Below are 22,576 nucleotides of genomic sequence, written 5' to 3' on the forward strand. Positions count from 1 at the left end.
TAAGAATTCACCTATGTTTTATTCATTTTGATTCTTAATACATTTATATTTAATCTTTTAATTCATTCAAAACAATTCAGATATGTCATTTTCTTCAAAAGTTTTTAGCCTTACAATGTCAGTAATGATTTTTTGTTCCATGTTTTCATTTGCCCAAGCTGACAGAGAAGCAGAGGGTCTCAATTTTGCTTCCAGATCTGAAGTCATAGCACAAAACGGTATGGTAGCTACCAGTCATCCATTAGCTACCCAAATCGGTCTGGATATTTTGAAAAAAGGGGGTAATGCCATTGATGCTGCTATTGCTGCCAATGCTGCTACAGGACTTATGGAACCGACTGGCAACGGGATAGGAGGCGATTTGTTTGCAATTATTTGGCATGAGAAAAGTCAGAAGTTATATGCCATCAATGCCAGTGGGCGATCGCCTCAGAATTTATCTTATGAAAGTTTGATGAGTGAATTAGATAAAATGGATTCAAAAAGCATTCCTCCTTACCATTTACTTTCCGTCTCTGTTCCAGGAGCGGTAGATGGCTGGTTTGAGCTGCACAAAAAATTTGGATCCTTACCCATGTCGGAGATCTTAAAATCACCAATTGAATATGCGGAAAACGGATTTCCAGTTACTGAAGCGATATCCTACAGATGGAGAAATAGTGTTCCATTTTTAAAATCGCAGCCCGGTGCCTTTAAAACTACATTCACCATTGACGGGGAATGCCCAAAGAAAGGAGAAATCTTCAAAAATCCTGATTTGGGCAACACTTTGCGCCTTCTGGCTAAAAACGGAAGAGATGCTTTTTATAAAGGGGAAATAGCCAAAAAAATAGACCAATGGATGGTAGAAAATGATGGCTATTTGCGTTTTGAGGATTTTGAAAATCATAAGTCAGAATGGATTGAACCGGTTAGCACTAATTATAGAGGTTATGATGTGTACCAAGTAGGAGGGAACGTTCAGGGTACCGCTGTGTTGCAAATGCTGAACATTTTGGAAGGCTATGATTTAAAATCGATGGGCTATGGAACTGTTGAAACTTTACATGCTTTTATAGAAACTAAAAAATTGGTTTATGAAGATAGAGCTAAGCATTACGCAGATCCTGGTTTTCAGGATGTGCCATATGATATTTTACTTTCAAAAGAATATGCCACTCAGCGAAGACAACTTATTGGTGAAACCGCGATGAGCGACATCAGTACAGGTGTTGAAGTGATCGAAAATGGTGATACTGTTTATTTAACGACTGCCGACGGGGAAGGTAATATGGTGTCTTTAATTCAAAGTAACTTTAGAGGCATGGGAACAGGCTTTGTAGTGCCTGGACTAGGGTTTAGTTTTCAAAACCGAGGAGAGTTGTTTTCAACCGACCTTCAACATCCCAATGTCTATGAGCCAGGAAAGCGACCTTTTCACACTATCATTCCTGGTTTTGTTATGAAAGATGGTAAGCCGTTTTTCAGTTATGGTAATATGGGAGGAGCCTATCAACCTATTGGTCATGTGAGTATTCTAACCAACATTATTGATTTTGGAATGAATATCCAGGAAGCTGGAGATGCGTCACGCTGGGATCATTCCGGTTCTTCTGAACCAACCGGGAAAGTCACAGACCAATTAAATTCATCAGGGCAGGTCAACCTGGAATCTGGAATTCCTTATGAAGTGGTTCGTCAACTCAGAGCTAAAGGACACAAGGTTGAGGTTGGGAATAGCTTTTTCGGAAGATACCAGGGTATTATGCGCAATTACGATAAAGACCTTTATTATGGCGCTTCAGAATCGAGAGTCGATGGTCAAGCTGCAGGATATTAAAAATTCTAAAACTAAAAACTTAAATTTATTTGTGATTAGCAGTGAATGTGAAAACTCATAGTTATTGTATAAAATTGAGATGTTATCAGTTCTGTGTAACTTTTTGAATTATTAAAACAATTAAAGATTCTTGAAATGAAAAATCATATATACGTTTGTTTTGATTGTAGTAGCTGTAGAGTTTTCGATAGTCCAAACGACCAAATCTGATGTTACAGAAGAAATAAATAATAATGTCACCGATCAGATATAGGTTGCAAATTATCCCTATCCCTGTTGGCGTATTGTTTGCAAATGAAGACTATACTTATTTTATTGAGCATTTGACAAACTCAGGGGGTAAAGATACGTATATGGTCGCTGGATATAAAGATTCTTCAAAGATCGACATTCTTGAAGAGGGGACTGCTTTAGTAACCTTTGCAGAACACCCTCCAGATTGATATGGAAGCGGCAACCTATCACAAAGCCCTGTTCAACTGTATCCTTTTAATGTAAATTATGATTTTCCCGGCGTTAAGAAATTAATTTTTGAGGTTAGATCGGCCGACTTGGATGTTAGCCAGGTTTCCTTTAGCATACAGTGGGAAGGGCCCGATTACGATGTTAATGTTTCTTCAGAAAAAAACGGGGAGAATAGCTTCTTACGCTTGAGTGGTTGGAAATCTAGGACATTACTGGCTGGACAAAAGTAAGAATTGACGTTTCTTAGGGTGGTGATATCCTAGAAACAGGCACTCTGAGAAATGAACACACAGAAATCGCATTCCAGGCAGATGCAGGTAACACCTATGTGAAGGTTCCACTCATTATGATTTGGGCTAGAAAACCTCATGAGTCTGGTGAGTCCTTCGAAATTAAACAAATTGATTTCCGGAATTTGATTGGTGAACACGAAGAAATCGTCTCTGCCATCCATGCAATAGCCGGAAAACATCAAGCACGTAAGTTAATAGTATTTAAATTAAAAAATAACGAAAGCTATCTTCGATTTTGGACTCTAACGAGAATAATTAAGTGAACATTTTTAAATCTCAATCAGAGTGATTGTTAAATCACAAATACTAATTGCTAAATGTTAATTCCTTTTGTTTTATTTATTTTTTGTAAATAATAATTGAGTAATTTTTATTATTAAAATATAATTGTATATTGTATAAATCCAATTAGGTTTTCATTCACCTTTATAACATATTCAAATCAATATCAATTGATACTAATAAACTAATGACAAAAATGCATTCAAAATCTCAAGAACTCCTTGACAGGAGAAAAAATATAGTTGCCAATGGTGTTGGGGTTTTTAATACTGCTACGGTAAGTGATGCAAAAGGAGCTATTATAACAGATGCCGATGGCAATGAATTAATTGATTTTGCAGGAGGTATAGGAGTAGTAAATGCAGGCCATTGTCCTGCTCCAGTAGTCGAAGCCATTCGCGAACAAGCTGGTAAATATCTGCACACCAGTTTTAATGTAGTGACTTATGAGCCATACATTGAATTGTGTGAAGAACTTGCAGAAATTCTTCCTCACGGAGATCATACTAAGGTCATGCTCATTAGTACTGGTGCAGAAGCGGTAGAAAATGCCATCAAGATTGCCAGACAAGCAACTCAAAGACCTGCGGTCTTGTGTTTTAGTGAGGCTTATCATGGTAGAACTTTGATGGGGATGACCTTGACAAGTAAAGTAAATTATAAATTCTCTTGTGGTCCATTCGCTCCTGAAGTTTACAGATTGCCATTTCCAAATTTCTACAAGAATGCAGGAAACCTTTCTATGGATGAATTTGTAGAAAGTGAGTTAAGAAGACTTTACGATAGTGCAAAGACTTTAGTTGATATCAATACGGTAGCAGCTATCATCGTTGAACCCATACAAGGTGAAGGCGGCTTCAATCCGATTCCGAAAAAGTATTTAGAAGGTCTACGTGCCTTTTGTGATGAATATGGTGTGATGTTAATTTTTGACGAAATACAAAGTGGGTTTTGTAGAACAGGTCATTGGGCAAGCTGGCAACATTATGGCGTACAGCCAGATTTAAGTACGTATGCCAAATCCATGGGATCTGGTTTACCGATCGCAGCAGTTGTGGGTAAAGCCAAAATAATGGATGCTGCTTTACCAGGAACCATAGGAGGAACCTATATTGGCAGCCCGGTTTGTTGTGCTGCTGCTTTAGCAACCATAAAATATATGAAAGAAATCAATCTTAATGAAAGAGCCATACACATTGGCGAAATCGTAATGCAGCGCATGAAGGATTTACAAGAAGAGGTTTCAGAAATAGGGGAAGTAAGAGGAATTGGTGCTATGATTGGCATCGAATTTATTAAAGATAAAAACCCAAACTCTCCACACTCCGAGTTGTGTGATCAAATTGTCAAGGGGTGTGCACAGGACGGCCTTATTCTTTTAAGCGCTGGCACTTATAAAAATGTTATTCGTATACTTTCCCCTCTGGTGATCACAGACGAAGAATTGTACAAAGGACTGGACATTTTGGAAAACAACATTTTGAAAAACACCCGAAGCACGACTCAAAAAGTCTTGAGTTGGTTCAAAAAAAATTAATAATATTTCAATAAATTGGTTATTCATAATGAATAGCCATTCACAATTAATAAATCAATAAATGAGACCATTTGCAATAGCAGGAATACAAATGAAAGTTTCAGCTGTTAATTCTAATGTAGAATTGATGAAGTTGAAATTAGATATAACAATGAGCCTTTATCCATGGGTAGAAATGGTTGTCTTTAGTGAGTTATGTGGTCACGGACCTCTTACTCATACTGCAACAGAAATACCAGGATCATTTGAGGAAGAAATGCAAGCCATGGCCAAAAAACACGGCGTTTGGCTACTTCCAGGAACAATTTTTGAAAAAAGTGAAGGGCATATTTACAATACGGCAACAGTTATTAATCCACAAGGGGAAGTTGTAACTAGATACAGAAAAATGTTCCCTTTTTATCCTTACGAAGTCGGCGTAACACCAGGTTCTGGTTTTTGCGTTTTCGATGTACCAGGGGTAGCCAAATTTGGTTTATCCGTTTGTTACGACATGTGGTTTCCAGAAACAGTAAGAACACTGGCTGTTATGGGTGCAGAAGTAATCATACATCCTACCATGACAGGGACTATAGATAGAGAAATAGAATTATCTATTGTTCGAGCCATGGCAGCTTGTAACCAGTGCTACTTTTTCGACGTTAATGGACTCGAGTCTGGAGGTAATGGAAAATCTTTGGTTTGTGGACCAGATGGACGAGTCATTTATCAAGCCGAAGGAAATGAAGAGATTTTTCCTATAGAATTGAATATTGAACGTGTAAAACGAAGTCGAGAATTAGGTGTCCTAAGATTGGGACAACCTCTGAAAAGTTTCAGAGACCATATTGGTGAATTCAATATTTATCAACAAGGTGTTCAATTGCCTTATTTGGATTCGTTAGGACCCTTAATAAAGCCTACAAAGATGGATACTTTAGCAAAACTGAAGTTACAAGAACACGAATACGAGAAGAATAATCCTACACAATCACAAGGATATAAAGGATTTACAAAATAAAAAACTAAAGATATGGGCGGTACAGCACCGAAACACAAGAAAAAAGAAAGTATGAAGGATGCAGTTAGTTGGTTTGAAATACCAGCGCTTAATTTTCAACAGTCAGTTAATTTTTACAATCAAATTTTTGGTATCGATATGGAAACCAAGCTTGATGATAATTATGCTATGGCATTTTTTCCTGTCAAAAACGGTGTTGGAGGTTCCATAGTTGCTGGGCCGGGGTCGACTCCAGGTGAGGCGGGTCCATTGGTATATCTTAATGCAGGTAAAGACTTAAATCCAGTTCTTAATCAAGTAGAGCTAGCTGGTGGTCGAATTGTTATGCCAAAGACTTTTATCAGTGATGATGCTGGATACTTTGCTATTTTTATAGATCCAGAAGGAAATAAGTTAGCTCTGCATTCAAGTAAATAAACTATGATAAAAAACAAGCAAAAGAGTTCGAGTCATTATAATATCAATCAGTTAAGGTTAGAATCCTGGAACGAGCTTAAAAGTGAATGTTCCCATCTGGAAACTTTGAAACGAAATACTCCTGATAGTAAAAAGCAAAAGGAATTTGTTAAATCCCTTTTTAAAAAAATTGAAACTGTTGAAAGTTATTTTGCATTACCAGGGATTTCAAAAATGGGAATGCTCCAGGATATGCTCGAAAGAAACGAGTTTACATCTTTAGCACATAAAATTACTGAAATCACTAAGTTATTGGTCAGTGATAGATACCGAAGCAATCCAGATATTTTTGATGATGAGGATACAAGTGGTGAGTTGGTTGAGGTTTCAGGCAATAGTGATGGGAAAACTAAAAATTACTTTGAAGTATTATTTGTTGAAGACATCTCCCTACAGGAGGAACAAAAATTAAAATCAGATTTAAATGAAGTCGCAACTGACAACGATCAATTTGATTATAAAATAATTGTTCAAAGAAGTTTTCAGGATGCATTGATTGCCTTGTATTTCAACAGTAATATTCAAGCAGTAGTTATTCGTTATGCACCTCCTTTTAGGTCAAAAAAAATCACATCGGTTATAGAGCCCTTTATACAAAATGTTTTAAGCTTAGATATGGCTTCCAAGCCCGAAAGTGAACTTGGGCCTTTACTTGGTCGACTTGTGAAAAAATTCAGACCCGAATTGGATACCTATTACGTAACCGATACATCGCTTGGAAACTTAAAAGATAATACGCTCAAAACTTTCAATCGAATATTTTATAGAGCAGAAGATGTTCAGGAGTTACATTTGACGATATTGAGGGGTATTTATGAACGTTACCAAACTCCTTTTTTCACAGCAGTAAAAGAATACAGTAAAAAACCGACAGGCGTTTTTCACGCCATGCCTATTTCACGAGGAAATTCCGTTTTTAAATCCAGATGGATCAATGATTTTGGTAAGTTCTATGGCCGTAATATGTTTTTGGCAGAAACCTCTTCTACTAAAGGCGGATTGGATTCTTTATTACAACCTACGGGGACTCTAAAAAAAGCACAAGAAATGGCAAGTGATGCTTACGGCTCACTCAATACCTTTTTTGTCACTAATGGCACGTCAACTTCCAATAAAATTGTTGTACAAGCTCTGGTGAAGCCAGGTGATGTTATTCTGATTGATAGAGATTGCCATAAATCTCATCATTACGGACTCGTTTTGGCTGGTGCATATCCAGTTTATCTGGATTCATATCCTATTGAGAAATACTCTATGTACGGTGCCGTTCCTTTGGAACAGATGAAAGAAAAATTACTTCAACTTAAAGAAGCTGGCCGGCTTAATCTTGTTAAGATGTTATTGTTGACCAATTGTACTTTCGACGGGTTGGTTTATAACGTTGAAAAGGTGATGGAAGAAATTCTTGCTATCAAACCGGACATTATTTTTCTTTGGGATGAAGCCTGGTTTGCTTTTGCCGGATTCACATATAATTACAAGCAAAGATCGGGAATGTTTGTAGCCAATAAACTTCATAAGAAATACAAAAGCTCAAAATATAGGATAGAATACGAAGAACACATTAAAAATCTTAAGAAAGGAGAAATACCTAAACTTCCAGACCCAGATCAAGTTCGAATACGTGTATATTCTACACAAAGTACACATAAAACCTTGAGCAGTTTTAGACAAGGTTCTATGATTCATGTTTGGGATGAAGACTTTAGAAAGAAAAGTCAAAATACCTTTATGGAAGCCTATATGACTCATAGTTCTACCTCTCCAAATTACCAGATTTTAGCTTCCTTGGATGCAGGAAGAAGACAGGTTCAATTTGAAGGTTACGAACTCGTTGAAAAGAGCATTGAACTGGCGATGGTATTGAGAGCTAAGATTAATGATCATCCAAAACTGAATAAATACTTTGATGTACTAACCATAGGTGATTTTATCCCAGACAAATACAGAGAATCTGGTTTAGCAGAATATTACAAGCCTAATGTTGGCTGGAACCGAATGGAAACGGCTTGGAAAGAGGATGAGTTTGTATTAGATCCTACCAAAATCACCTTGCACATTGGAAAAACAGGAGTCGATGGCGATACCTTCAAGAATAAGTATCTCATGGATAAGTTTAGTATTCAGATCAATAAAACGTCAAGGAATACGGTTTTATTCATGACCAATATTGGAACCACAAGGAGTAGTATAACTTACCTCTATAATGCATTGCTAAAAATTGCAGATGAGTTGGATGCAGAGCAATTGTCTCATTCCTCAAAAGAGCAAACTATACTAAAAAATAGAGTCAGTTCTTTAACAAAAGATTTCCCACCATTACCAGACTTCAGTTACTTCCATAGTTCATTTCAGGCGGTTCCTGGTGTACCAGGGGGGAACATTAGAGGAGCATTTACTTTGGCTTATGATGAGGAAAATTACGAATATGTTCCACTCGAGGAATGTTTACCATCCATGAGTGAAGGTAGAACATTAGTGGCTTCTTCATTTATTATACCGTATCCTCCAGGATTTCCAGTACTCGTTCCTGGTCAGGTTGTAAGTAAGGAAATTATTCATTTCTTAACAGCTTTGGATGTTTCTGAAATTCATGGCTATCAACCTGAATTAGGACTACGTGTGTTCAAGGATAATATTTTGAACAGACAAAAAACAGTATCTTCTATGGGAAGCAATGGAAGTGTCAAAAAAAAGAATTTAACTAAATAAAAGCATTATGAAATCAAACGATAAAAATACATCAACAAAAAAAGAAGATCAGACCCCTAAGCATGCTACTGTTACAGGAAAGGATGAGACAAAAATTCCACGCCGGGGGAAGTCGAATAAAACCAAAAAAGTATCTGTTGCAAAAAAATCTGGAGCTAAACCTATAGCGGCTACAATACCTAAAAAACGGGGAAGACCTAAAAAAGGAGAGCTAAAAGGGGTTTCAGATATTCGTAGGGCATTTCATAAAAATGAAGAACCACTTTATTTTATTAGTGCCACCAATTTTAATCTACTTGGTGCAGACGAATGGATCAAAGGCTTTCGATTTATCACTTATATCGAATGTTTTGATGGTCAACATCCCAACGTATTTTCCCCTAAGAATGAAATTCCACATGATGATTTTGAAGGAATAGAAGACATCAATAATTACTTGCTTCAGCATCCAGAAGTTCAGGATTACATCAAAACGCGTTCTGTAGATGGAAGAGCTGGAAAAGCGATGTTCTTGATGTTCAATGAAGAAACAGAGCGCTTGGCAGAAAAACTTGGTTTAGAAATCATGTTTCCTAAGGCAGAAATGCGAACCTTTCTAGACAATAAAGTTAATACCAATCGTATTGCAGAAAAAGCAGGAGTCGCTTGTGTTCCTTATGTTCTTTCTAAGGTAAATGATTATGAGCATTTAAGTGAAATCTCTAAACATTTAGGTAATCAACTGGTAATTCAAACTCCATTTGGAGATTCTGGGCATACCACCTTCTTTATATCCAACGAAGAAGAATATGATGAATATGCAGAAGAAATTGAAGCTGAAGAGGAAGTAAAAATCATGAAGCGTATCCGTTGTAAAGGAACCGCTATTGAAGCGTGTGTAACGCGACACGGAACTATTGTTGCTCCATTGATGACCGAGTTGGTTGGATTTGAAGAGCTGACGCCTTATGAAGGAGGATGGTGCGGTAATGAAATCTATCCAGATGCGTTTACACCAGAACTAAGAAAAAAAGCTGCAGAATTTACTCAGCTTTTTGGAAATCAATTGCGTGAAGAAGGCTATAAGGGTTACTTTGAACTTGATTTTTTAATTGATCAGGACAATGGAGAAATCTATTTAGGTGAATTGAATCCTAGAGTCACTGGAGCGAGTTCAATTACAAATCATGCAGTATTTGCCCTAGCTGATGCGCCATTATTTGTATTTCATATCTTAGAATGGATGAATTTAGATTATGCATTGGATGTAGAGGAAATCAACAAACGTTGGGCTAACCAAGATAATATTGATGGTTGGAGCCAACTGATTGTAAAACACACAAGCGATACGATAGAGTATGTTACCGAATCTGCCAAATCTGGTATTTGGAGATTGTACGATACAGGTCATATTCAATTTGACAGAATGGATACCCACAGACGTGCAGTGCAAAATGAAGGAGAAGCCTTTTTTATGAGAATTGCTAAAAAAGGAGATTACCTTTATGAAGGAGCAGATATGGGAATTTTGGTAACTCGAGGTCGTATGATGACTGATGACTTTAAACTAAACGATAGAGCAAAATCTTGGATAAAAGCGATTCGTAATCAATTTTCTTCTGTTATGGTAGAAGATAAGCGAAAGTCAAATTTATCTGGATCACTTACAAAATAACTAGCTAAGCCTATCAAAACAATGTTGATAGGCTTGACTTTCTATTAAAAATTCAAATCTCTATATGCAGATTAATTTTAAGACGATTTCAGAACCAAGTTTACCAGGCTTAAAATGGCAAAACTTGTTCTTTACGCATTGGGATGCTTATAAAAAGTGGTTAATCGAAAATGAAAAACAAGTTCCAACTTCAGATTTAAAAACTTCTCAATCAGCTCTCAGGATACACATGCCCGAATTGTGGGACACTTACGAGCGACTTTGTCAACTTGTAGATTCAGACAAATTAGCTGCTAAATTTCTGACGGGATATCAGCCTCCATTTTACGTCAGTGGATGCTCTAATGCTATACTAGAAGGTGACGATTTTCAACTTGTTCGTAATTATGATCATCATCCAGACTTGTTTGAAGGTGTTCAAATACTTACAAAATGGAATCAGAAAAGAGTTATTGCAGTTAGTGATTGTTTGATTGGGGTTCTGGACGGAATCAATGATGATGGTTTAGTCGTTTCCTTAACTTTTGGAGGTAGAAAAGTTACAGGGCAAGGTTTTGGAATCCCTTTTATTTTAAGATATATTCTTGAGTTTTGCTCTAATGTGGAAGAGGCGATTGAAGTTTTAATCAGGATTCCTTCCCATATGGCTTATAACGTGAGTATCGCTGATAAGTCGGGGAGTTATAAAACTGTGAGGGTGGCGCCAGGAGAAAAAGCTGTAATAACAAATTCAGCGTATACCACTAATCATCAAAAGAAAGTAGACTGGCCAGAAAATGCTAGATTTAATAAAACAATAGAACGTTCCCTGTTTTTAAGTCATTTACTTGAAGAACAAGATCTATCAACAGAAAATTTAGTCTCTGCCTTTCTAAGAAAACCTCTTTACAATGATCTTTTTAAAGAAGGCTTTGGCACTTTATTTACCGCGTCATATTTTCCAAAATCAGGAGAGGTGGACTTGCACTGGCCACACCAAAAAATAAGTCAAAGTTTTGATAATTTTGAAGAGAAAGAAGAAACCATCACCCTGCATCAGAGAAGGAAAAAGCGATCCAAAAATAATCAGTTTTCAATTCCTTATCAGGGTTATACTGCCAAAACTATAACCTATTCTAACCCCATTTTAAATAAAGCAGTTTCCAAAAAGCCCAAAGAAATCACAAACGAGTTTTTAAAAGAAGTTTGGTCAGTTACAAAATCCTGATCATGTCTTTTAATACCAAGACCTCATATTCAATTTCTATATTGAATGAATCTCATAAACATATACACAAATGAAATTTCAAAGTAAAAACCCCTTCAATGGTGACCATATCGCCGAATATACTACACTTACAACTGAAGAACTCAATGGAAAACTTGAAGCTTCAGCCGAAGCATTTAAACATTGGAAAACAACTCCTTTAATTGAAAGAACCGACCTTCTTAAAAAGGCTGGACAAATACTTAGAGATAATTTAGATGAATACGCAGAGATTATAACCTTAGAAATGGGTAAACCTATTTCAGAATCAAAATCTGAAGTCAATAAATGTGCTTGGGTGTGTGATTACTATTCAGAACATGCGGAAGAGTTTCTTGCTATCGAAACCATTGAAACTGATGCTTCTAGAAGTTTTGTTCGTCACGACCCTATCGGTGCAGTTTTCGCCGTCATGCCTTGGAATTTTCCATTTTGGCAAGTATTTCGTTTTGCAGCACCAACCTTGACAGCGGGAAATACGGGACTTTTAAAACATGCCCCAAATGTCTTTGGCTGTGCTCAAAAAATAGAAGAGGTCTTTTTAAAAGCAGGTTACCCTAAAGGCGTTTTTCAGAACTTGATTGTTCATCACGATGAGACTGAAAAAATTGTATCACACGATACCGTTCGGGCTATAACTTTAACCGGTAGTGAAGCTGCAGGCTCTGCTGTTTCACAAATCGCTAGTAAATACATTAAAAAAAGTCTGTTGGAACTTGGAGGAAGTAATTCGTTTATTGTTTTAGACGATGCAGACTTAGATAAAGTCGTAAATACGGCGGTTCAGGCTAGAATGATGAATAGTGGTCAGAGTTGTATTGCAGCTAAACGCTTTATTGTAATGGATTCCATTTATGACGAGTTTGTATCCAGATTTATTGAAAAAGCAAAACAATTAAAAGTGGGGGATCCCATTTCAGAAGATACTCAAATTGGAACTTTGGCACGTAAAGATTTGGCAGATAAACTTCAAAAGCAGGTGCAGGACTCCATAAAACAAGGGGCTAAATTATTACTTGGAGGGAAACAAAATGAATGCTTTCATGAGCCAACAGTTTTAGGAGAAGTAACATCCGAAATGGCTGCTTTTAAGGAAGAAACCTTCGGTCCACTGGCCGCAATGATCAAGGTAAAATCTGCAGATGAAGCTTTTGAATTGGCTGAACAATCTAAGTTTGGGCTTGGATTAAGCGTCTTTACCAAAGATATTGATAAAGCTTTAAGCTATTCTGATAAAGTAAGTGATGGCGCATTTTTCGTCAATGAACTGGTGAAATCTGATCCCCGCTTGCCTTTTGGAGGAACAAAGACCTCTGGTTTCGGACGTGAATTAGCCAAAGATGGCATAATGGAATTTATTAATCGGAAGGCAGTTTATGTAAAAGCATAATAGAATATTTTAATAATGTTTTTGCATTGAGTAGTACCATGAAAAAAGTAATTATTGCCTCAAAAAATCCAGTAAAGCTTCAAGCTGCCAAAAATGGTTTGGAAAGGATGTTTCCCAGTCAGGAATTCGAGTGTATCGGAGTATCTGTGCCTTCCAATGTATCCGATCAGCCTATGAGCGACGATGAGACTTTTCGTGGAGCAAAAAACAGAGCTGATAACGCTTCGACTACACATGAAGGCGATGACTTTTATATTGGAATTGAAGGGGGGATAGAAATTACTGATGGTGAAATGCAGGCTTTTGCCTGGATAGTTATTAAGTCGCATAACAAGTACGGTAAATCCAGGACAGGTACATTTTTTCTTCCCAAACAAGTAGTTAACCTGATCAAGGAAGGTAAGGAGCTAGGTGAAGCAGATGATATTGTTTTTAAACGTGACAATTCCAAACAAAAAAGCGGAGCCGTTGGAATTTTGACAGGAGATATTATTGATAGAACTGCCTATTATACAGAGGCTGTTATTTTAGCCTTGATTCCTTTTAAGAATGCGGATTTATATTAATGATGCTTTACTTTTTTAGGGTTTAATTGACTTTATGCCAATGTTGTGAGTAAGCCGCCTTTATTGTCACCTAAAAAACAAAACCCCCATATACACTGGGTATATGAGGGTTTATTGTGGAGTCGGGGAGACTCGAACTCCCGTCCAAACAAGCAATTCAACAGCCTTCTACACGCTTAGTTTTCTCTTGGGTTTTCGAGACAAGACTGGCTGAAAACCACCTACCTTGCCCTTATCCTCGATTAAGTTTCACCAACGCATCAAGGCCCTGCGTTAGCTATATTTACTTTACCGGTGCCTCTGTTGCAAACGCCGTAAATCAAGGCTTTTGCGAGACATCTTAGCTCCCAACCTTGTTGGGATTAAGCATATCCTACTGTGATTCGGATTATGCAGCCAAGGCGTAGTTATCTTCGCCGTTTAAAAAAGTGTGAAACATGAGATTTACGAGCTATATCCCAGCGCTCGGCGTGCTTACCATCCAATTGGTCTTGCTGTCAAAACCAAATCGACCCCATAAAAATGAGTGAAGCATTATAACTAGCTATCACGTCAATGAACATGTTTTGGGCGTTCCCCTTATGTCAGCTCTCGCTTCCATAAGCGTCGGGCTATCCGCTATATCTTTTTGAGCCTTTTATCAAAGCACAAAAAGGATGTCACTTCTATCCCTAACGCAGGCTGGTCAATAACTTATGGTTAAATCATAAAACCAGTGTTTCCCTCCCAAAACAGGAATGCAAAAGTAGATATAAATACTATATTTGAAGTGAAAAATCATCTTAAAATTAGAGGTATGAAAATTGGACTTATTAAAGAGCGCAAAACCCCACCAGACCGTAGGGTTGTCTTCTCACCTCAGAAAGCAGCGGAAGTCCAAAGTCAGTTTAAGGATTTACAATTTGTCGTAGAACCATCGGACATTCGTATATTTTCAGACGAAGCTTATCTAAATCAAGGTTTGGAGCTTTCAGAAAATATATCTAATTGTGATGTTTTATTAGGTGTCAAAGAAGTTCCTGAAGAGGCTTTGATTCCCAACACCTCTTATTTTTTCTTTTCGCATACCATCAAAAAACAACCTTACAACAGAGACTTGCTCAAAGCTGTTTTGGATAAAAATATTCAACTTTACGACCATGAAGTTATCACGGCGGCAAGTGGCAACCGACTTATTGGCTTTGGTCGCTATGCGGGCTTGGTAGGCGCATACAATGGTTTTAGAGCTTTAGGACTACGAGATCAACTTTTCGAACTACCCAAAGTGGATAATCTTGCAGATTTGGATGCTTTAAAGCAAGAACTTGACAACATAAAAATTCCTAACCTCAAAATTTGTCTTTCAGGACTTGGAAAAGTCGCCAGAGGAGCTAAAGAAATTCTAGATTACCTTCAAATTAAAGAAGTTGGAGTAGAGGTGTACCTCAATTCTACTTTTGAAGAACCAGTGTATGCTGTCATTGATGTTTTGGATTACAACAAGCGCAAGGACGGCCAACCAGGAAAAATTTCAGAATTTTTCTTAGATCCTACTCCTTACGAATCAGACTTTATGCGTTTCGCTAAAGTCACTGATTATTTTATTGCTGGACATTTTTATGGTGACAATGCGCCATTTTTATTTTCCAGAGAAGATGCCAAACGATCAGATTTCAATATCAATCTCATAGCCGATATCAGTTGTGATATTGACGGGCCAGTAGCATCTACAATTAGACCATCTACTATAGCCAATCCATTCTATGGATACGATCCTCAAACCGAATCTGAAGTTGCTTTTGATACTAAAAACGCTATTACTGTAATGGCTGTCGATAACTTACCTTGTGAATTACCTAAAGATGCCAGCGAAGGTTTTGGAGAAATGTTTGCCGAGCATGTCATTCCAGCTTTTTTTAATGGAGATTTAGATGGAATTTTAGAACGAGCCAGAATGACTAAAGATGGTAATTTAACGCCTAAATATGCTTATTTACAAGACTTCGTTGAAGACAATGAATAACTAAATTTTGAAATTATCAATTCAAAATTGATAATTGCTTAGAAGTCTTAATTCAATTGAATCTAGTTTTATTTGGAGTATACTCCCGAGGTTTCAACTGTACTTAGCCAGACAAAAACATGAATCTTTGTTTTTTTGGATTCCTTGATTAATTGAATGCCTAACGTCCGAAATCTAAAATCTAGTATTCTATAATCGTCTCTTCCTGAGATCGTCTCACTTTTTTGAAATCAGCAAATTTATCATCTTTAGCTCGATAACCAATTGGTAAGACCAATGCTGAAGATAAATCTTTTTCATCCAATCCTAAGATATCGTCGTATGCAGAGTTTACAAATCCTTCCATTGGACAAGCATCAATTTTTTCAGCAGCACAAACAGTCAATAAATTGCCCATTGCTAGATAAGCTTGATTTTTCCCCCATTCTTTGATGTCTTGCTCGCTTCTTTTGTCAAAATCTTTAATGAGAAATTCTCGAAAAGAATTAACTATTTCGTCCTTTACATTTCTGATTTCTTTTTGCAGTTCAAAAATGTGTCTGATGAACTTCTCATCTATAGTGTTTTCAATACAAATAACTAAAACGTGGGAAGCTGTTTTGACTTGAATTTGATTGTAACTATGTTCGAATAATTTATCCTTAAGTTCTTGACTTTTTATAACAACCAACCTTAAAGGCTGAAGCCCATACGAAGTTGGAGTTAAATTAAAAGCATTTTTCAAAAGCTCGATCTTATCTGATTCTATGATTTTAGATTCATCAAATTTCTTAGTTGCATACCTCCATTCTAATGCATTAATCATATCCAATTCTTTTTTGAGCAAATATAGAATTATGATTTTTACAGTGTTTAACTTCTGAAATAATTAACTCAACTTTTGTTAAAACTAGGCGGAGATAATTTCTTCAATCTTCTCAGCTAATTTAAAATCTTTGTCAGTAACTCCATCTGCGTCGTGGGTAGATAAAGAGATTTCCAAATTATTGTAAACATTAAACCAGTTGGGGTGATGTTGCTGAGCTTCAGCTTCAAAAGCAATTCTTGTCATAGCAGCAAAAGCTTCTTTAAAGTTTTCAAATTCTAATTTGGTATGGATGGCATTTTCATTGTAAGTCCAGCCTTCAAACTTTTCTAATCTTGCTTCTATTTCTGCGTCTTGTAATGGTTTCATATATTTTATTTTAATCACAATTTACAATATTCAATGGCGAATAAAGTTATGTTTATGAAAGTTTCACAGAATTTTTTACAACTTCGTCTATGCTAATTTGTAAATTTTTTGGTAGAATATTTTCTTTCGGAATTACAGCGATGTATCGATCTTCATTAGAATTATAAACGTTCTTGAAAATTGGATTTTCAAGATTTAATCCTTTTAAGATTTCATACACTAACTCTTTATGGTGAATTAAATCTTTACTGCCGAGATGAAAAACCCCTTCTAGGTCTCTGTTAATAATGTAATGTAATTGCTGAACAAATTTATCATGAGTTGTTGCATTCATCACGACGTTGGGGAAAACTTCAATAGTTTCTTTAAGATTGTGTAGAACCGTTAATTCTTTTACCCTGGGAGAGTTATGACCGTAAATCATAGGTAATCTCACTATACTGTAGAGGTGATTTGGTAACCTTAGCAAAGCATTTTCTATTTTGATTTTAAACCTTCCATAAACACTATCAGATAATGTTTTGTCATACTCATAAGATGGATAATTTGTAAAGACATCAAATACGTTTGCGGATGATATGAAGATCAATTTTTTCTGAAATCTGATCAGGTACTCAATGATTTCAAAATGACTATGTACTTGTGCTGTAAAATCACCTCTTATAGCGGAGATAATTATATCAGGAGCAAGTTCATTAAGCAGTAGACTAACAAATTCAGTTTCCGTATCCCACTGGAACATGCGTTTGTTTTTATCCATTGTAGAATTATCTCTGGAATACGTTCCGTAAACATCATAATATGGCGATAATTCTTTGAATAAAGCATTTCCTAAGAAGCCACTGGCCCCCAAAATTAATATTTTTTTAGAATGTTTGATAATCCTTGTTTTTTCTAAATGAATTGAGCCATTCCTAAACTAGAAACGGCTCAATTCTCTAGCTTCTACTAAAGCTATTTCTTGTAAAATGGTGGTTTTACTATAACAGCTTTCACTTGTTTTTTTCTAATTTGTATAAAAATTTCATTTCCAAATTTCGCCTCTTCAGTGGTAACATAACCCATGCCAATTGCCTTCTTGAGACTAGGTGACATGGTTCCGGAGGTGACATGTCCTATACTTTCTCCCTCTGAATTAACTAATTCATATCCATGTCTGGGAATTCCCTTATCCATTACTTCAAAAGCAACCAGTTTTCTAGATGGCCCATTTTCTTTTTCCTTTTTAAGAGCTTCCGCATTGATAAAGTCTTTGTTGAATTTGGTAATCCAACCTAGCTTGGCCTCAATAGGAGAGGTGGTTTCATCAATGTCATTACCATAAAGACACATTCCCATTTCTAGTCTCAATGTGTCTCTTGCAGCCAGGCCTATAGGTTTAATACCATAGTCTTTACCAGCTTCCAGTACAGAAGCCCAGATTTGTTCAGCATCTTTATTTTTGAAATAAATCTCAAAACCACCACTTCCCGTGTAACCAGTGGCTGAAATAATTACCTCCTGAGCACCACCGAATTCTCCGACTTCAAAATGATAAAATTTAATATCTGATAAATTATGTGGTGAGATGCTTTGCATTGCTTCCACTGCTTTAGGTCCTTGTATGGCCAAAAGTGAATATTCATCTGACAGGTCTGATAATTTTGCATCAAAAGAGTTGTGAGAATTGATCCAGTCCCAGTCTTTTTCAATATTGGAAGCATTCACAACCATCATGAATTTCTCTTCATTGAATTTATAGATGATAAGGTCATCTACAATTCCCCCTGATGTATTAGGCATACAAGTATATTGCGCCTGACCGTCTACTAGCTTCGAAGCATCGTTGGTAGTAACTTTTTGAATAAGATTTAAAGCTTCTCTGCCTTCAACAAAAAATTCTCCCATGTGTGATACATCAAACACGCCTAGATGTTTTCGAACAGTTTCATGTTCCTCATTGACACCTGTGTAAGATACGGGCATTTCATAACCTGCAAATGGAACCATTTTGGCTCCTAATTGGTGATGTATATGATTGAGTGCTGTAGTTTTCATATGTTTTTTTTCGTTTGCAAATTTAAGATTAAAATAAAGATTGAGCACTTTTCAATTGGATTTCATTCCCAGATGAGCACCCTGAAATAATAATTGCAAAGTATTTAAATAAAAATGTAGTTTTATTTCTACTTTTTGTATTTTAGTACGACCAAACTGACAATCTAAATTGAAGAAAATAACAAAAATTATTCTAGCCGATGATCACGATGTTGTAAAGCATGGGGTTGAAGCTATAATTCGTCAGAATATTTCAGGTCCAATCGTTATTAAAGTGGCATCAACCAATGAGTTGAGAAATCAACTTTTAGTTCATAAAGACATAGATCTGGTTATTCTCGACATTAAAATGCCAGGAGGAAACACAGTAGATATTGTAAAAGATATCAAAGCAAACCATGAAGACATCAAGATACTTATGTATTCTGCTCACGATGAGCCTCAATATGCTGTAAACTTCATTAGAAACGGAGCTGATGGTTATTTAAGTAAATCTCAACCCCTAGAAAAAATAGCTTTGGCTATAAAGGTATTGGAAAATGGAAAGCGTTTTGTAGATGAAGCCTTTGATGGGGATCTTATAAACAGAAAAGGAGAAAAAGACCTCTCTTTATCAAATTTACTTTCTCACAGAGAGTTTCAGATATTGTCTTTGCTTGCCACAGGTAAATCCAATATAGATATTTCAGAAGAGCTAAATTTGCAAAAATCTACAGTGAGCACTTATAAAAAGAGAATTATGCAAAAGCTTAATATTGATAATAATATTGGTTTGGTAGATGCTTACAGAACTGATTTTAAAATCAGTTCTAATTAAGTAGATTGTAACTTAACCTGATCAAAAAATCTTTCTCATATAGATTTATCTCTACACTCAAATATTCGCATACATCCCTAAAAATTTCTTTCTGTTTCAAAGCTTTTAGCTTACTCTCTAATAATTCAAAGTTTGGAGATTTTTTCTCTAAAATATCTAAGTTAATTATCATCATCTCATCTAATTCGACAATTTGAATCGAATTGACACCTACTTCCTGCTCAGATAACATGATAAGAATAAAGCTTATCAAATAGTTGTTGAGAACAACATCTGATTTTAATTCTGCTTCGATTTTTCCGATGATGCGATTTACGGTAAATTTAAATTCAAAATCTTTAAAGCTTGAAATGAGCATATCTTTAATTAGCCAAGACTTTTTCTGCTTTTCAAGTTTTAATTTCGCATCATTAATAATTTGTATAGCATCTTCACTCAATTTGAATGTAGAATTGGCTATAACTCTCGCAGTTTCTTTTATGTCTTCATTAGCATCATCTCCTAGTTGTGATGTAAGAATATCTGTTGAAAATTTTAGGTAACCCAAAGGCGAAGTTAGATCATGAGAAACAGAAGAAACAAAAGATTTAAAATCCTCTTGAAGTTTTAAATAGTTAAGCCTTAATCTTATGTAATTCTCAAGTTGCTCCAGTGTATTTTGTTGTTCAGAAATCAAAATGACAATGAATTTGAATCTATATACATACGTTGATAAGTTGGATCAAACATTTGATTCTCCCCAATTCTATTAATAGGAACTAGATTTTTTTCTTGAGATGAAGAAGAAGGAGCAAAGCCAGGACTTATTTCTTGTAAAGCTCTATTAAGCAGCGTCTCCTGTGGATCACCCAATGTTCCAAGATTTGAAAAAGTTTCTTCTTGTTCAATATCAGGATCTAAACCATCAAAAAAGTCTGTAAAACCATCTCTATTGGCAGTTTTCAAGATTAAAGGTTGTATAGCGTAGGTGTGATTTAAGTTGACATCCCTTCTAGTAAAGTCCGGAGAATCATATAAAGTAGCTGAACCTTCAAATTTTCCTTCGGTTGTATCGCCAATTTGAATAACGTCGATATAAGGATTTAGGGCATTGATCAACAACTCACTGGCAGAGGCGGAGGAAGGTGAAGTAAGAACATAAACTCGAGTAAGGTTTAAACTATTAATCGTTTCTCCTGTGGAAATTTCATTATCAAATATGAGGTCTTCGGGTGAAAAATTTTCATTGAATAATTGTTGTGCGAAAACTTCACCATTGAATTGACCTGTAATCATGCTGGATAAATCTTTACAAGTCTCGATACTACCACCAGAATTATATCTTAAATCCAAAACTAAATCTGTAATTCCTTCTGAAGCAAAATTTGAAAATATTGAATTCAATTCAGCATTAAATGGAGTTCTGAAATTATTGTACATCAAGTATCCAACTTTCTGACCATCTATATCCAAGACTTTATGTTCATGAATCGGGTTCTCAGTAAGCTGAATTTTATTTAAACTTATTTCCTGGTCTATAGATGTCAAATTGCGGTTTTGCAGCTCTGCTAGACCAATGGTGTAAGTGTTTGGAGATAGGAGAAGGTTAAAGTTTGTATCAGGAGTAAAAAGATTTCCATCTATTCTGTTAAAAATGACACCACGTTCCAAGCCTGCTACGTCAGCCGGAGACCCTGGCACAACATACCTTACATAACCAAAAACTGTGTTTGTCCCTCCAAATCTAATTAAACCAAAAGCCATTCCGTTGGACCTCGAAATACCATCTTGATTTTGTTCTAAGGTCACAAAATCTGATACGATGAAGCTAAAACGATCTTGCCTTGCAAGAAGGGAAAAGAAAAAATCTAGGGGTGAGTCAACTCTATTTAGAAAGTCTCTGTAATCTGTAGTGTTTTCAAAACGATCATCAGCCAAATCTGGAGCATCACTTTTGTAGACATAAAAGACATTCATAGCCTTCCATATAAAATCTTTTATATTCTCTTGGTTGGCTAACTCATTTATGTTTGAAATGTTATCATCTCTATCGTCCTGGCAGGATGTTAAAACTAAAGCACTAATAAAGGTTATTAGAATAAATTTATTCATTTTCATATTCAATCTTAATTTGAGATAAAAATAATCAAATTTGTTTTAGAAATAAGAAGATGTAACAAATCCTTTGTTGTGTCGTCTTCTTTAAAATAGGTTTTATGGCTTCTGAAATTTATTCTCGACAGATATTACCACTACAAGATAAAATCTTCAGGTTTTCTCGTCGTCTTTTATCTTCAGAAGTCGCTGCTAAAGATACAACTCAAGATGTGCTCTTGAAGTTGTGGAAACTACGAAAACAACTAAGGGATATAAAAAACATAGAAGCTTATACTATGACAATAACTAAAAACCTTTGTTATGATCTTCTTAAATCAAAACATAGCAGGACTTTGGAATTTGTACATAACAATTATACAAAGCCAGGTTCTTGTTTAGATTCAGAAATAGAAGCAAGAGATGAAGCTAGTATAGTTTTAAAATTGATCAATGAGTTACCAGAACAGCAAAGAGCGATTATTCAGTTGAGAGATATTGAGCAATTTTCCAATCAAGAAATAGAAGAAATAATGGGTTTGAACTCAACCTCTGTTCGCGTAGCGCTCTCTAGGGCGAGAAAAAAAATCATGAATGAGTTAAAAAAAACATCAGCTTATGGAATTCAATAAAGACTATATAAGTGAATTATTGAACTTATATAAAGAGGGAGAGACTAGTCTAAAGCAGGAACAGGAGTTAAAGTTATACTTCTCTTCTGAAGATTATGATAAGGAGTTTGAAGCATATGCGAAGCTTTTTAAGTTTTTTGAAATTGAATATAAAACCCAAATGGAAGATCAGGTAAAAGGGACTGATAAAAAATCCAGTTCTTTCTGGATCAATATAGCAGCTTCTATATGTATTGTTTTAGGAGGACTTTGGTTTTACGATTACTATCAAAATCAACTGGAAATGGAAGAAGCAAGACAAGCTTTTAAAACTACACAAAATGCTCTGAATCTTTTATCCAATAATATGAATGAAGGTTTGGAGAAATTGGAATATGTAGATGTATTCAGCACACAGAAAAATAAATTAATAAAATAAAAA

General features: G+C 35.8%; 20 protein-coding genes and 1 other RNA gene. 14 read left to right on the plus strand and 7 right to left on the minus strand.

What is annotated here, in order from left to right:
- Positions 1-82: 82 nt before the first annotated feature.
- From ggt to yjjX, 10 genes are all read left to right on the plus strand, one after another.
- Positions 83-1,819 (plus strand): gamma-glutamyltransferase, encoded by a 1,737-nt coding sequence (gene ggt, locus LB449_RS05035; protein WP_224453976.1) that lies wholly within the window; start codon positions 83-85, stop codon positions 1,817-1,819.
- A 233-nt stretch (positions 1,820-2,052) separates the two neighbouring features.
- Positions 2,053-2,262 carry a hypothetical protein gene (locus LB449_RS05040; protein WP_224453977.1) on the plus strand — a complete coding sequence of 70 codons (210 nt, stop codon included), beginning with the start codon at positions 2,053-2,055 and terminating at the stop codon, positions 2,260-2,262.
- A gap of 793 nt (positions 2,263-3,055) precedes the next feature.
- Positions 3,056-4,396: an aspartate aminotransferase family protein gene (locus tag LB449_RS05045; protein WP_224453978.1), complete on the plus strand. Its 1,341-nt coding sequence runs from the start codon at positions 3,056-3,058 to the stop codon at positions 4,394-4,396.
- A gap of 61 nt (positions 4,397-4,457) precedes the next feature.
- Positions 4,458-5,396, plus strand: coding sequence for a carbon-nitrogen hydrolase family protein (locus tag LB449_RS05050; RefSeq protein ID WP_224453979.1), 939 nt, complete (start codon positions 4,458-4,460; stop codon positions 5,394-5,396).
- A 12-nt stretch (positions 5,397-5,408) separates the two neighbouring features.
- A complete protein-coding gene (locus LB449_RS05055) occupies positions 5,409-5,813 on the plus strand; it encodes a VOC family protein (protein WP_224453980.1) in 405 nt (134 codons plus the stop codon).
- A gap of 3 nt (positions 5,814-5,816) precedes the next feature.
- Positions 5,817-8,564, plus strand: a complete 2,748-nt coding sequence (locus LB449_RS05060; protein WP_224453981.1) for an aminotransferase class I/II-fold pyridoxal phosphate-dependent enzyme — start codon at positions 5,817-5,819, stop codon at positions 8,562-8,564.
- 7 nt (positions 8,565-8,571) lie between these two features.
- Positions 8,572-10,218 (plus strand): biotin carboxylase, encoded by a 1,647-nt coding sequence (locus LB449_RS05065; RefSeq protein WP_224453982.1) that lies wholly within the window; start codon positions 8,572-8,574, stop codon positions 10,216-10,218.
- Between the two features lie 64 nt (positions 10,219-10,282).
- On the plus strand, positions 10,283-11,425 hold the full coding sequence (locus LB449_RS05070) for a C45 family autoproteolytic acyltransferase/hydolase (RefSeq protein WP_224453983.1): 1,143 nt from the start codon (positions 10,283-10,285) through the stop codon (positions 11,423-11,425).
- 70 nt (positions 11,426-11,495) lie between these two features.
- Positions 11,496-12,854 carry an NAD-dependent succinate-semialdehyde dehydrogenase gene (locus LB449_RS05075; RefSeq protein WP_224453984.1) on the plus strand — a complete coding sequence of 453 codons (1,359 nt, stop codon included), beginning with the start codon at positions 11,496-11,498 and terminating at the stop codon, positions 12,852-12,854.
- A 38-nt stretch (positions 12,855-12,892) separates the two neighbouring features.
- The gene (gene yjjX / locus LB449_RS05080; protein WP_224453985.1) at positions 12,893-13,420 is read left to right on the plus strand and encodes an inosine/xanthosine triphosphatase; all 528 of its coding nucleotides are present in this window, start codon (positions 12,893-12,895) and stop codon (positions 13,418-13,420) included.
- Positions 13,421-13,534: 114 nt separating this feature from the next.
- Here yjjX and ssrA read toward each other — a convergent pair.
- Positions 13,535-13,936, minus strand: a transfer-messenger RNA (tmRNA) gene (gene ssrA, locus LB449_RS05085).
- A 280-nt stretch (positions 13,937-14,216) separates the two neighbouring features.
- Between ssrA and LB449_RS05090 the strand changes: the two genes are divergently transcribed.
- The gene (locus tag LB449_RS05090) at positions 14,217-15,422 is read left to right on the plus strand and encodes an NAD(P)-dependent oxidoreductase (RefSeq protein ID WP_224453986.1); all 1,206 of its coding nucleotides are present in this window, start codon (positions 14,217-14,219) and stop codon (positions 15,420-15,422) included.
- A gap of 181 nt (positions 15,423-15,603) precedes the next feature.
- Here LB449_RS05090 and LB449_RS05095 read toward each other — a convergent pair whose 3' ends face one another.
- From LB449_RS05095 to gcvT, 4 genes are all read right to left on the minus strand, one after another.
- On the minus strand, positions 15,604-16,227 hold the full coding sequence (locus LB449_RS05095; RefSeq protein WP_224453987.1) for an NAD(P)H-dependent oxidoreductase: 624 nt from the start codon (positions 16,225-16,227) through the stop codon (positions 15,604-15,606).
- Positions 16,228-16,311: 84 nt separating this feature from the next.
- Positions 16,312-16,596: a 4a-hydroxytetrahydrobiopterin dehydratase gene (locus LB449_RS05100; protein WP_224453988.1), complete on the minus strand. Its 285-nt coding sequence runs from the start codon at positions 16,594-16,596 to the stop codon at positions 16,312-16,314.
- A gap of 52 nt (positions 16,597-16,648) precedes the next feature.
- The gene (locus tag LB449_RS05105) at positions 16,649-17,452 is read right to left on the minus strand and encodes a sugar nucleotide-binding protein (protein WP_394372308.1); all 804 of its coding nucleotides are present in this window, start codon (positions 17,450-17,452) and stop codon (positions 16,649-16,651) included.
- 98 nt (positions 17,453-17,550) lie between these two features.
- Positions 17,551-18,633, minus strand: coding sequence for a glycine cleavage system aminomethyltransferase GcvT (gene gcvT, locus LB449_RS05110; protein ID WP_224453990.1), 1,083 nt, complete (start codon positions 18,631-18,633; stop codon positions 17,551-17,553).
- Positions 18,634-18,802: 169 nt separating this feature from the next.
- Between gcvT and LB449_RS05115 the strand changes: the two genes are divergently transcribed.
- A complete protein-coding gene (locus tag LB449_RS05115; protein ID WP_224453991.1) occupies positions 18,803-19,450 on the plus strand; it encodes a response regulator in 648 nt (215 codons plus the stop codon).
- Here the strand turns inward: LB449_RS05115 and LB449_RS05120 are convergent.
- Positions 19,443-20,126, minus strand: coding sequence for a histidine kinase (locus LB449_RS05120; protein ID WP_224453992.1), 684 nt, complete (start codon positions 20,124-20,126; stop codon positions 19,443-19,445). The two genes, LB449_RS05115 and LB449_RS05120, sit on opposite strands and share 8 nt — an antisense overlap.
- Positions 20,123-21,547: a S41 family peptidase gene (locus tag LB449_RS05125; RefSeq protein WP_224453993.1), complete on the minus strand. Its 1,425-nt coding sequence runs from the start codon at positions 21,545-21,547 to the stop codon at positions 20,123-20,125. The genes LB449_RS05120 and LB449_RS05125 overlap by 4 nt, the downstream gene beginning before the upstream one ends.
- A 98-nt stretch (positions 21,548-21,645) precedes the next feature.
- Here LB449_RS05125 and LB449_RS05130 point away from each other — a divergent pair, with 98 nt between their 5' ends.
- The gene (locus LB449_RS05130; protein WP_224453994.1) at positions 21,646-22,155 is read left to right on the plus strand and encodes an RNA polymerase sigma factor; all 510 of its coding nucleotides are present in this window, start codon (positions 21,646-21,648) and stop codon (positions 22,153-22,155) included.
- Entirely contained in the window at positions 22,142-22,573 is a 432-nt protein-coding gene (locus LB449_RS05135; RefSeq protein ID WP_224453995.1) for a hypothetical protein, read from the plus strand. The genes LB449_RS05130 and LB449_RS05135 overlap by 14 nt, the downstream gene beginning before the upstream one ends.
- Positions 22,574-22,576 lie beyond the last annotated feature (3 nt).

Source organism: Psychroflexus lacisalsi (assembly GCF_020164495.1).
Classification (GTDB): Bacteria; Bacteroidota; Bacteroidia; order Flavobacteriales; family Flavobacteriaceae; genus Psychroflexus; species Psychroflexus lacisalsi.

What these genes read in the sequence shown, in the direction of transcription:
- ggt (WP_224453976.1), top strand. Translation starts at nt 83, where the DNA reads ATGTCATTTTCTTCAAAAGTTTTTAGCCTTACAATGTCAGTAATGATT.
- LB449_RS05040 (WP_224453977.1), top strand. Translation starts at nt 2,053, where the DNA reads ATGTCACCGATCAGATATAGGTTGCAAATTATCCCTATCCCTGTTGGC.
- LB449_RS05045 (WP_224453978.1), top strand. Translation starts at nt 3,056, where the DNA reads ATGCATTCAAAATCTCAAGAACTCCTTGACAGGAGAAAAAATATAGTT.
- LB449_RS05050 (WP_224453979.1), top strand. Translation starts at nt 4,458, where the DNA reads ATGAGACCATTTGCAATAGCAGGAATACAAATGAAAGTTTCAGCTGTT.
- LB449_RS05055 (WP_224453980.1), top strand. Translation starts at nt 5,409, where the DNA reads ATGGGCGGTACAGCACCGAAACACAAGAAAAAAGAAAGTATGAAGGAT.
- LB449_RS05060 (WP_224453981.1), top strand. Translation starts at nt 5,817, where the DNA reads ATGATAAAAAACAAGCAAAAGAGTTCGAGTCATTATAATATCAATCAG.
- LB449_RS05065 (WP_224453982.1), top strand. Translation starts at nt 8,572, where the DNA reads ATGAAATCAAACGATAAAAATACATCAACAAAAAAAGAAGATCAGACC.
- LB449_RS05070 (WP_224453983.1), top strand. Translation starts at nt 10,283, where the DNA reads ATGCAGATTAATTTTAAGACGATTTCAGAACCAAGTTTACCAGGCTTA.
- LB449_RS05075 (WP_224453984.1), top strand. Translation starts at nt 11,496, where the DNA reads ATGAAATTTCAAAGTAAAAACCCCTTCAATGGTGACCATATCGCCGAA.
- yjjX (WP_224453985.1), top strand. Translation starts at nt 12,893, where the DNA reads ATGAAAAAAGTAATTATTGCCTCAAAAAATCCAGTAAAGCTTCAAGCT.
- LB449_RS05090 (WP_224453986.1), top strand. Translation starts at nt 14,217, where the DNA reads ATGAAAATTGGACTTATTAAAGAGCGCAAAACCCCACCAGACCGTAGG.
- LB449_RS05095 (WP_224453987.1), bottom strand. Translation starts at nt 16,227, where the DNA reads ATGATTAATGCATTAGAATGGAGGTATGCAACTAAGAAATTTGATGAA.
- LB449_RS05100 (WP_224453988.1), bottom strand. Translation starts at nt 16,596, where the DNA reads ATGAAACCATTACAAGACGCAGAAATAGAAGCAAGATTAGAAAAGTTT.
- gcvT (WP_224453990.1), bottom strand. Translation starts at nt 18,633, where the DNA reads ATGAAAACTACAGCACTCAATCATATACATCACCAATTAGGAGCCAAA.
- LB449_RS05125 (WP_224453993.1), bottom strand. Translation starts at nt 21,547, where the DNA reads ATGAAAATGAATAAATTTATTCTAATAACCTTTATTAGTGCTTTAGTT.
- LB449_RS05130 (WP_224453994.1), top strand. Translation starts at nt 21,646, where the DNA reads ATGGCTTCTGAAATTTATTCTCGACAGATATTACCACTACAAGATAAA.
- LB449_RS05135 (WP_224453995.1), top strand. Translation starts at nt 22,142, where the DNA reads ATGGAATTCAATAAAGACTATATAAGTGAATTATTGAACTTATATAAA.